This is a genomic window from Pseudomonas sp. 22526, assembly GCF_052044735.1.
Taxonomy (GTDB): Bacteria; Pseudomonadota; Gammaproteobacteria; order Pseudomonadales; family Pseudomonadaceae; genus Aquipseudomonas; species Aquipseudomonas piscium.
This window is the reverse complement of record NZ_JBQENK010000006.1, coordinates 324885-334776: the sequence shown is the minus strand read 5'-3', so window position 1 is coordinate 334776 and position 9892 is coordinate 324885. Positions and strand designations below refer to the sequence as shown.

The window sequence follows — 9892 nt, the reverse complement described above, 5'->3', positions numbered from 1 at the left end:
GCCCCTTCGGTGGCGATCGCAGCCTGCGGCAGCGGCTACAGCACAGTTGTCCCACGTCAAGCGGAACGATAATTCCTCTTATTCAAACTCCCCTGCCCTGTTAGACTTTGCGCCCTTGTTTTGCTCGTCCTGCAGGATATCCGATGCCCCCGTCGCTGCTTCGCTGGTCTGCGCTGTTCATGGTCTTGAGCCTGAGTGCCTGCGATGACGCCCCGCGCTTTACCCAGGCCGAACCGGGCGAAGCGCGTTCCGGTGGTGAAGCGACCGTGCGCAAGAGCGACCAGAACGCCTTTTCCATGCCGTCGGCCAATCTGTCGCCGACCCGGCGCCTGGACTTCAGCGTCGGCAACAGTTTCTTCCGCAGCCCCTGGGTGATCGCCCCCTCGACCACCACCGCCCGCGACGGCCTGGGCCCGCTGTTCAATACCAACGGTTGCCAGAACTGCCATATCAAGGACGGCCGCGGCCACCCGCCAACGCCCGATTCGGACAACGCGGTGTCGATGCTGGTGCGCCTGTCGATCCCCAATGAGCCGGCCTACGCCAAGGTCATCGAGCAGATGGGCATAGTCCCCGAGCCGGTGTACGGCGGGCAGTTCCAGGACATGGCGGTGCCTGGCGTCGCCCCGGAAGGCAAGGTGCGGGTCGAGTACGAACCGCTGACCCTGCGTTTCAAGGACGGCACTGAAGTCGAACTGCGCAAGCCGAAGCTGCAGATCACCCAGCTCGGTTATGGCCCGATGCATCCCGACACCCGTTTCTCGGCCCGCGTGGCGCCGCCGATGATCGGCCTGGGCCTGCTCGAAGCCATCCCCGAGGCAGCGATCCTGGCCAATGCCCAAGCGCAGGCCAAGGCCAACAACGGCATCGCTGGACGGCCAAACCGGGTCTGGGACGACGCCCAGCAGAAGACCGTACTCGGGCGTTTTGGCTGGAAAGCCGGACAACCCAACCTCAATCAACAAAATGTTCACGCGTTCTCTGGTGATATGGGCCTGACCACCAGCCTGAGACCCTTCGATGACTGCACCGACGCCCAGACCGCCTGCAAGCAAGCCCCCAACGGCAATGGGCCGGATGGCGAACCGGAAGTCAGCGACAACATCCTGCGCCTGGTGCTGTTCTACAGCCGCAACCTCGGGGTGCCGGCGCGTCGCGATGTTGGTTCGCCACAAGTCCTGGCTGGCAAGAACCTGTTCTACCAGGCCGGCTGCCAGTCCTGTCATACCCCCCAGTTCACCACCGCCGCCGATGCCGCGGAACCCGAGCTGGCCAATCAAGTGATCCGCCCTTACAGCGACCTGCTGCTGCACGACATGGGCGAAGGCCTGGCCGACCACCGCAGCGAATTCCAGGCCGGCGGCCGCGACTGGCGCACGCCGCCGTTGTGGGGGATCGGCCTGACGCAAACGGTCAGCGGCCACACCCAATTCCTGCATGACGGTCGCGCCCGCAACCTGCTCGAAGCCGTGCTCTGGCACGGCGGCGAAGCCCAGGCGGCGCAGCAACAGGTTTTATCTTTCAATGCCGAACAGCGCGCTGCGTTGCTGGCATTCCTGAACTCTCTTTAACGCCTTCCTACAAGAACCGGGAGCCCGAACATGTTCCGTCCCAAGCTGTTGTTCACCAGCCTTGCCGCGCTCGCCCTGGGCGCCTGCTCGCCGCAGGACCCACAAGCCGTGACCTCGGCGGCCATCGCCAAGCAGGTGATCCTGCCGACCTACAGCCGTTGGGTCGAAGCCGACCGCCAGCTGGCGATCAGCGCCCTGGCGTTCTGCGAAGGCAAGTCCAGCCTGGACACCGCCCGCGCCGACTTCCTGCACGCGCAGAAAGCCTGGGCCGAACTGCAGCCGCTGCTGATCGGCCCGCTGGCCGAGGGCAACCGTTCCTGGCAGGTGCAGTTCTGGCCGGACAAGAAGAATCTGGTCGGCCGTCAGGTCGAACAGCTGGTCAGCGCCACGCCGCAGATCGACGCCGCCGCCCTGGCCAAGTCCAGCGTCGTGGTGCAGGGCCTCTCGGCCTACGAGTACATCCTGTTCGACGCCAAGATCGACATGGCCGACAGCGCGCAGAAAGCTCGCTACTGCCCGCTGCTGAGCGCCATTGGCGAACGCCAGAAGCAACTCGCCGAAGAGATCCTGTCGCGCTGGAACACCAGCGACGGCATGCTCGCGCAGCTGAGCAAGTTCCCCAACCAGCGCTACGCCGATTCCCATGAGGCCATCGCCGATCTGCTGCGGGTCCAGGTCACCGCGCTGGACACCCTGAAGAAGAAACTCGGTACGCCGATGGGCCGTCAGAGCAAGGGCATTCCACAGCCGTTCCAGGCCGACGCCTGGCGCAGCCAGTCGTCCATGCAGAGCCTGGAAGCCAGCCTTGCCGCAGCCCAGACCGTCTGGGCCGGGGTCGACAACAAGGGTCTGCGCGGCCTGTTGCCGGCCGAGCAGAAGCCGCTGGCCGACAAGATCGACGCCGCCTACACCGCCTCGCTGAAGCTGTTCGCCAGCACTCAGCGCTCGCTGACCGAGCTGCTGGCCGACGACGCCGGCCGCCAGCAACTGAACGATATCTACGACAGCCTCAACGTCGTCCACCGCCTGCACGAAGGCGAGCTGGCCAAGGCGCTGGGCATCCAATTGGGCTTCAACGCCAACGACGGTGACTGATCATGCTGCGACGTCAGGCTCTGGCACTCGGCAGCCTGCTGCTGAGCGCCGTCACGCTGGGTGGCTGGACGCTGTTCAAGCACAAGGACCAAGGCCCGCTACTGCTCTCGGCGCGGGATGACGGCGACGGCAAGCACTACGCCGTCGGCTATCGCCTGGATGGCACGCAAGTGTTCGCCACCCAGGTCGGTCAACGCTGCCATGACATCGTCAACCACCCGACGCTGCCGATCGCCCTGTTCGTCGCCCGCCGCCCGGGCACCGAAAGCTACCTGATCGACCTGCGCAACGGCGCGTTGCTGCAAACCCTGGCCTCGCAGCCCAGCCGGCATTTCTATGGCCACGCGGTGATCCACAAGAGCGGCGACTGGCTGTACGCCACCGAGAACGACACAAGCGATCCGGGTCGCGGCCTGCTCGGGGTGTACCGGTTCGAGGGCGAACGCCTGGTGCACAGCGGCGAGATCCCGACCCACGGTATCGGCCCGCACCAGGTGTCGTGGATGCCGGACGGCGAAACCCTAGTGGTGGCCAACGGTGGGATTCGCACCGAGGCGGAAAGCCGCGTCGAAATGAACCTCAACGCCATGGAACCGAGCCTGGTGCTGATGCAGCGCGACGGCAGCCTGCTGAGCAAGGAAACCCTGGCCCAGCAGATGAACAGCGTGCGCCACATGGGCATCGCCGGCGACGGCACCATAGTCACCGGCCAGCAGTTCATGGGCGACGCCCACGAGTCGTCGCAGCTGCTGGCGATCAAGCGCCCGGGGCAGCCGTTCCAGGCCTTCCCGGTGGCCGAACACCAGTTGCAGGCGATGGGGCATTACACCGCCAGCGTCGCGGTGCACAGCGAACTGCGCCTGGTGGCCCTCACCGCCCCGCGCGGCAATCGCTTTTTCATCTGGGACCTGGACAGCGCCGAAGTGCGCCTGGACGCGCCCTTGCCCGACTGTGCCGGGGTCGGTGCGGTGGCGGACGGTTTTGTCGTGACCTCGGGCCAGGGGCGTTGCCGCTTCTACGACTGTCGCCAGAAACAACTGGTGGCAAAGCCCCTGGATTTGCCGGCAGGGCTCTGGGACAACCATTTGCACCTGGTCTAGTTTCTCGCCCCCGCGCAGGATCGGAAAGCAGGGCCGCAGATGACCGGATTGTCATCTGGAAGCCCCCGGAAAGTCGGAGTAATGTCTTCGGCAATCAGCTTGGTTTTCCCTGCTTGGTTTTCCCTGCTTGGTTTTCCCTGCTTGGTTTTCCCTGCTTGGTTTTCCAAGGGACCGGAATATGCTGCGTCGCCGCATGCTTATCATGTTGGGTGTCGTCCTGCTGATCCTGCTGTCGCTGGCGGGCTACAAGGCCTTCTCCATCTATCAGCAGGTCAAGCTCTTCGCGGTGCCCAAGCCACCGATCAGCGTGGCCGTGGCCACGGCTCGCGAACAACCCTGGCAAACCCGCCTGCCCACGGTCGGCACCCTCAAGGCCCTGCAGGGGGTCAACCTCAGCCTGGAAGTGGCCGGCACCGTCAAGGAACTGCAATTCGAATCCGGGCAGAAGGTCACGGCCGGCCAGCCCTTGCTGCAACTCGACAGTGCCGTGGAAAGCGCCCTGCTGGAAACCGCCCAGGCCGACCTGGGCCTGTCCCAGCTGGATTTCGGCCGCGGCAGCCAACTGGTAGGCAGCCAGGCGATTTCCCGCGGCGAATTCGATCGATTGTCGGCGGTGCTGCAAAAGAACAGGGCCACGGTCAATCAGCTCAAGGCGGCGCTGGCGAAAAAACGCATGCTCGCGCCCTTCAGCGGCACCATCGGCATCCGCCATGTGGATGTCGGCGACTACCTGGCCAGCGGCACGGTGATCGCCACCCTGCAGGACCTCAGCAGCCTGTACGTGGACTTCTTCGTCCCGGAACAGGCGGTGCCGAAAATCGCCCTGGGGCAATCGGTCAGCGTGATGGTCTCCGCCTATCCGGCGGACCAGTTCACCGCCACCATCAGTGCCATCAACCCCAAGGTCGAAGACACCACGCGTAACGTGCAGGTGCGCGCCACCCTGGCCAACCCCGACGGCAAGCTGCTGCCCGGCATGTTCACCAACCTGCAGGTGCTGCTGCCCGATCCGCAGCCCCGGGTGGTGGTCCCGGAAAGCGCCATCACCTACTCCCTGTATGGCAATTCGCTGTACGTGGTCAGTGAGAAAAAGGCCGACGACGGCAGCCCGGAAAAAGACGACAAGGGCCAGCCCGTGCTGATCGCCGAACGGCGCTTCGTTGAAACTGGCGAGCGGCGCAATGGGCTGGTGCTGATCAACAAGGGCGTGAGCAACGGCGAACAGGTGGTGAGCGGCGGGCAGATCAAGCTCGACCATGGCGCCCACATCACCACCACGCCGGACAAGACGCTGCCCGCCGAACAGAACGGCCAGCCACGCACGAACTGATCAAGGAGTCCCCATGGCTTTTACCGATCCGTTCATCCGTCGTCCGGTCCTGGCCACCGTGGTCAGCCTGTTGATCGTGCTGCTGGGCTTCCAGGCCTGGAGCAAACTGCCGCTGCGCCAGTATCCGCAGATGGAAAACGCCCTGATCACGGTGACCACCGCCTACCCCGGGGCCAACGCCGAGACCATCCAGGGCTATATCACCCAGCCGATGCAGCAGAGCCTGGCCAGTGCCGAAGGCATCGACTACATGACCTCGGTCAGCCGCCAGAACTTCTCGGTGATCTCGGTCTACGCCCGTATCGGCGCCAACAGCGACCGCCTGTTCACCGAGCTGCTGGCCAAGGCCAACGAGGTGAAGAACAAGCTGCCCCAGGACGCCGAGGACCCGGTGCTGAGCAAGGAAGCCGCCGACGCCTCGGCGCTGATGTACATCAGCTTCTTCAGCCAGGATCTGAGCAACCCGCAGATCACCGACTACCTGTCGCGGGTGATCCAGCCGAAGCTGGCGACCCTGCCGGGCATGGCCGAGGCCGAGATCCTCGGCAACCAGGTGTTCGCCATGCGCCTGTGGCTGGACCCGGTCAAGCTCGCCGGCTATGGCCTGAGCGCCAGCGACGTGACCAGCGCGGTGCGCCGCTACAACTTCCTGTCCGCGGCCGGCGAGGTCAAGGGCGAGTACGTGGTCACCAGCATCAACGCCAGCACCGAGCTGAAATCCGCCGAGGCCTTCGCCGCCATTCCCCTGCGGACCGAGGGCGACAGCCGGGTGCTGCTCAGCGACGTGGCACGGGTGGAAATGGGTGCGGAGAACTACAACGCCATCAGCTCCTTTGGCGGCATTCCTTCGGTCTATATCGGCATCAAGGCGACCCCCAACGCCAACCCGCTGGACGTGATCAAGGAAGTGCGCAAGATCATGCCGGAGCTGGAAGCCCAGCTGCCGCCCAACCTCAAGTCCGAGATCGCCTACGACGCCACGCTGTTCATCCAGGCCTCGATCAACGAGGTGGTGAAGACCCTGTTCGAAGCCGTGCTGATCGTGATCGTGGTGGTGTTCCTGTTCCTCGGCGCGCTGCGCTCGGTGGTGATCCCGGTGGTGACCATCCCGCTGTCGATGATCGGCGTGATGTTCTTCATGCAGTTGATGGGCTACTCGATCAACCTGCTGACCCTGCTGGCCATGGTGCTGGCCATCGGCCTGGTGGTGGACGACGCCATCGTGGTGGTGGAAAACATCCACCGCCATATCGAGGAAGGCAAGACGCCGCTGGACGCGGCCCTCGAAGGCGCCCGGGAAATCGCCATGCCGGTGGTGTCGATGACCATCACCCTGGCGGCGGTCTACGCCCCCATAGGCTTCCTGCAGGGGCTTACCGGGGCGCTGTTCAAGGAGTTCGCCCTGACCCTGGCCGGCGCGGTGGTGATTTCCGGCATCGTCGCCCTGACCCTGTCGCCGATGATGTGCGCCCTGCTGCTGCGCCACGACGAAAACCCCAGCGGCCTGGCCCACCGCCTCGACCTGATCTTCGAGGGCCTCAAGCGGCGCTACCAGAGCCTGCTGCATGGCACCCTCAACACCCGGCCGGTGGTGCTGGTGTTCGCCCTGATCGTGCTGTGCCTGATCCCGGCCCTGCTCATGTTCACCAAATCGGAACTGGCCCCGGACGAGGACCAGGGCATCATTTTCATGATGGCCACCGCACCCCAGCCGGCCAACCTGGATTACCTCAACGCCTATACCGACGAGTTCCTGGAGATCTTCAAGACGTTCCCCGAGTACTACTCCTCGTTCCAGATCAACGGCTTCAGCGGCGTGCAATCGGGGATCGGCGGCTTCCTGCTCAAGCCCTGGAACGAGCGCAAGCGCACGCAGATGCAGATCCTGCCCGAAGTCCAGGCCCGGCTCGCGGGCATCGCCGGGCTACAGGTGTTCGGTTTCAACCTGCCGTCCCTGCCGGGCACCGGCGAAGGGCTGCCGTTCGCCTTCATCATCAACAGCCCCAACGATTACGAGTCGTTGCTGGAACTCTCCGACCGGGTGAAGAAGCGCGCCATGGAGTCGGGCAAGTTCGCCTTCGTCGACATCGACCTGGCCTTCGACAAACCGGAAGTGGTGGTCGACATCGACCGCGCCAAGGCGGCGCAGATGGGCGTGTCGATGCTGGACCTGGGCGGGACCCTGGCCACCCTGCTCGGCGAGGCGGAAATCAACCGCTTCACCATCGAGGGACGCAGCTACAAGGTCATCGCCCAAGTCGAACGGCCTTATCGCGACAACCCCGAATGGCTGAACAACTACTACGTGAAAAACGCCAAGGGCGAGGCGCTGCCGCTGTCGACCCTGATCAGCGTCCACGATCGGGCCCGCCCGCGACAGCTCAATCAGTTCCAGCAACTCAACGCCGCCACCATTTCCGGGTTCCCGGTGGTCAGCATGGGTGAAGCCATCGATACCGTGCGCCAGATCGCCGAGGAAGAAGCCCCGCCGGGCTACGCCTTCGACTATGCCGGGACCTCACGACAGTTCATCCAGGAAGGCAGTGCGCTGTGGGTGACCTTTGGCCTGGCGCTGGCGATCATTTTCCTGGTGCTGGCGGCGCAGTTCGAGAGTTTCCGCGATCCGCTGGTGATCCTGGTGACGGTGCCGCTGTCGATCTGCGGGGCCTTGATCCCACTGTTTCTCGGCTGGTCGAGCATGAACATCTACACCCAGGTCGGGCTGGTGACCCTGATCGGCCTGATCAGCAAGCACGGAATCCTGATCGTCGAGTTCGCCAACCAGCTGCGCAAGGACCAGGGACTGACGCCGCGCGAGGCCGTGGAAGCCGCCGCGGCCATTCGCCTGCGGCCGGTCTTGATGACCACCGCGGCGATGGTCTTCGGCATGGTGCCGCTGATCCTGGCCACGGGTGCCGGCGCGGTCAGCCGGTTCGACATCGGCACGGTGATCGCCACGGGGATGTCGATCGGCACCCTGTTCACCCTGTTCGTGCTGCCCTGCATCTACACCTTGCTGGCCAAGGCGGAGCAATGATCGACGCCAACAAAAAAGCCTCGCGATGCGAGGCTTTTTATCTGGGGTCGATGCTATTCAACTCTGTGGCTTCATTGCCTGAGTCAGGCCGAACATGAACAACAAAAGATCCTGGTCGGGTCTGACTGCCGCGGTTGTCTTGGGCACTTTGGCGACCCGTGGCAAAGGACAGTGCGCCCCCGCCTGTGTACTACTAAGGACTTCCATGCGTGGCTGCTCCCATGCAGCCACCGCCAAGGATGCAACTGCCAAGGCTCCTATTAAAAACAAACCTCGTGCAATTTCGAGCTTCATTACTATAAGCCTTTGATAGCGCTGCCAAACGCCGTTCTATAAAAATAGTAGAGTTTGTCCCAGTCCGTGGCACTCCACGACGAGTGGCGACGTAATTGTTTCATGTCATGGGCGGCAGCCCGTTTAGCGGTCAGGCGCTGGCGGCATTTCTCGAAATCCAGCAGCGCGATCTCCACCTTCGCCGCTTCGCCTTCACCCATGACCCGTACGAACACATGCTTGCTATACAGGCAGCCATGCTGCCAGCGGCCCCGGTGCATGCGTGCCAGCGTGGCCGCCAACTCCTTGAGTACAGACTCGTGCAAGGCCTCGCCGTGGCGCTCGCGCTCGCCAGCGGCGTACCAGTGGTCGATCTCCACGAAGCCGTCCAGCGCCTCGGTCACCAGCAAGGCACGCCACTGGCCCTGGGCGTCACGCTGCGCACCGCAGAACACCAGGTGCGGCACCTCCACGTTGAGCTGGCTCAGGCCCTTGAGCGCATCCTGCTCGCGCAGCACAGTGGGGCGGCCGAAGGGGTGCAACCAGCTGCGATAGATATGGCCGACCTGGCGCTTGGCATACAGCACACGCCCGTCAGTGCCCGGAAGACGTTGGACGCCGCTTTCCCCGCCTCGACGTTGATTGGGCTCTTCGACCCACTCCCCCTGCTGATTCCAGAAGTAGTCGAAACGATCCGCAGCAGCGACTTCCATTCCCGGTGCACGTTCAACCGCCATCCTGTTACCTCTTGCGTAATACGTAGACTCGCCACATGGCGTAGAGCGGAAAAAAGTCCAGATGATCCTGAACGCGAAACCCGGCCTGCTTGAATTCTTCTTCAACCGTGGCAGCCGGTAACACAAAACGGTTCTGGTAACCTTCCTGCCCGGATTCCTCCTTGCGCCGAACTTCCATGCGCTTGCGTTTCCAGGCCTTGAAGTTGCCATCGACCCACAGTGAAACGATCACGCTGTCCCGGGTAACCCGCTGGAACTCCCGGAGCAGAGCCAGGCGATGGGACGACTCGCCAATGTGATGCAGCAGCCGCATGCAGAAAATGCTGTCGACGGCGTTGTCCGGCAAGTCGATGTCGAAGGCAGACGTCTGCAAGGGTTGTACCCGTTTCACCACCTCGGCCGGTTGCGCCACCGTGGCGATCTTCAACATCGCCTCGGAGTTGTCCGCACCGATGATCACCCGGTTGGGCTTCTCCGCCAGCAACGGCCAGAAACGCCCGGCACCGCACGGCAGGTCAAGCACCAGCCCCGGCTCTCCGGCCATGGCCAGGGCAGCGCGCGCCAACTGCTCGTCACGCTTGTGGGACATCCGGCGAGCTACGCCATCCTGATGCTTGAGCAGATACTCCTGAGCATGTTGTTCGTCGTACTTCTCGGAAAATTCCAACTTGATCGGGGTTGCCATCACACAGTCTCCTGAATCTGATGGCCCCACCTTAGGCAGCGGCTTGTCAGCGTCAGGTCATGCC

At 63.7% G+C, this 9892-nt stretch carries 8 protein-coding genes; 5 read left to right on the top strand and 3 right to left on the bottom strand.

Annotated features, from left to right (window positions below):
• The first annotated feature begins 143 nt into the window (after window positions 1–143).
• The 5 genes from ACTJKT_RS12085 (at window position 144) to ACTJKT_RS12065 (ending at window position 8133) form a co-directional block, all read left to right on the top strand.
• Window positions 144–1571 (top strand): di-heme oxidoreductase family protein, encoded by a 1428-nt coding sequence (locus ACTJKT_RS12085; RefSeq protein WP_440787228.1) that lies wholly within the window; start codon window positions 144–146, stop codon window positions 1569–1571.
• Window positions 1572–1601: 30 nt separating this feature from the next.
• Window positions 1602–2666 (top strand): imelysin family protein, encoded by a 1065-nt coding sequence (locus tag ACTJKT_RS12080; protein ID WP_440787227.1) that lies wholly within the window; start codon window positions 1602–1604, stop codon window positions 2664–2666.
• 2 nt (window positions 2667–2668) lie between these two features.
• Window positions 2669–3766 carry a DUF1513 domain-containing protein gene (locus ACTJKT_RS12075; RefSeq protein ID WP_440787226.1) on the top strand — a complete coding sequence of 366 codons (1098 nt, stop codon included), beginning with the start codon at window positions 2669–2671 and terminating at the stop codon, window positions 3764–3766.
• A gap of 178 nt (window positions 3767–3944) precedes the next feature.
• Window positions 3945–5096 (top strand): efflux RND transporter periplasmic adaptor subunit, encoded by a 1152-nt coding sequence (locus tag ACTJKT_RS12070; protein ID WP_440787225.1) that lies wholly within the window; start codon window positions 3945–3947, stop codon window positions 5094–5096.
• A 13-nt stretch (window positions 5097–5109) separates the two neighbouring features.
• Window positions 5110–8133: a multidrug efflux RND transporter permease subunit gene (locus tag ACTJKT_RS12065; RefSeq protein WP_440787224.1), complete on the top strand. Its 3024-nt coding sequence runs from the start codon at window positions 5110–5112 to the stop codon at window positions 8131–8133.
• 57 nt (window positions 8134–8190) lie between these two features.
• On the opposite strand, the gene ACTJKT_RS12060 is transcribed toward ACTJKT_RS12065, so the two are convergent.
• Genes ACTJKT_RS12060 through ACTJKT_RS12050 form a run of 3 tightly spaced genes read right to left on the bottom strand, consistent with a single transcriptional unit; the run spans window position 8191 to window position 9828 of the window.
• Window positions 8191–8427: a hypothetical protein gene (locus tag ACTJKT_RS12060; protein ID WP_440787223.1), complete on the bottom strand. Its 237-nt coding sequence runs from the start codon at window positions 8425–8427 to the stop codon at window positions 8191–8193.
• 2 nt (window positions 8428–8429) lie between these two features.
• Window positions 8430–9143, bottom strand: a complete 714-nt coding sequence (locus tag ACTJKT_RS12055) for a lipopolysaccharide kinase InaA family protein (protein ID WP_440787222.1) — start codon at window positions 9141–9143, stop codon at window positions 8430–8432.
• Between the two features lie 4 nt (window positions 9144–9147).
• The gene (locus ACTJKT_RS12050; RefSeq protein ID WP_440787221.1) at window positions 9148–9828 is read right to left on the bottom strand and encodes a class I SAM-dependent methyltransferase; all 681 of its coding nucleotides are present in this window, start codon (window positions 9826–9828) and stop codon (window positions 9148–9150) included.
• Window positions 9829–9892 lie beyond the last annotated feature (64 nt).

Bases quoted from the DNA above. Each gene is read 5' to 3' on its own strand.
- ACTJKT_RS12085 (WP_440787228.1), top strand. From the start codon at position 144: ATGCCCCCGTCGCTGCTTCGCTGGTCTGCGCTGTTCATGGTCTTGAGC.
- ACTJKT_RS12080 (WP_440787227.1), top strand. From the start codon at position 1,602: ATGTTCCGTCCCAAGCTGTTGTTCACCAGCCTTGCCGCGCTCGCCCTG.
- ACTJKT_RS12075 (WP_440787226.1), top strand. From the start codon at position 2,669: ATGCTGCGACGTCAGGCTCTGGCACTCGGCAGCCTGCTGCTGAGCGCC.
- ACTJKT_RS12070 (WP_440787225.1), top strand. From the start codon at position 3,945: ATGCTGCGTCGCCGCATGCTTATCATGTTGGGTGTCGTCCTGCTGATC.
- ACTJKT_RS12065 (WP_440787224.1), top strand. From the start codon at position 5,110: ATGGCTTTTACCGATCCGTTCATCCGTCGTCCGGTCCTGGCCACCGTG.
- ACTJKT_RS12060 (WP_440787223.1), bottom strand. From the start codon at position 8,427: ATGAAGCTCGAAATTGCACGAGGTTTGTTTTTAATAGGAGCCTTGGCA.
- ACTJKT_RS12055 (WP_440787222.1), bottom strand. From the start codon at position 9,143: ATGGCGGTTGAACGTGCACCGGGAATGGAAGTCGCTGCTGCGGATCGT.
- ACTJKT_RS12050 (WP_440787221.1), bottom strand. From the start codon at position 9,828: ATGGCAACCCCGATCAAGTTGGAATTTTCCGAGAAGTACGACGAACAA.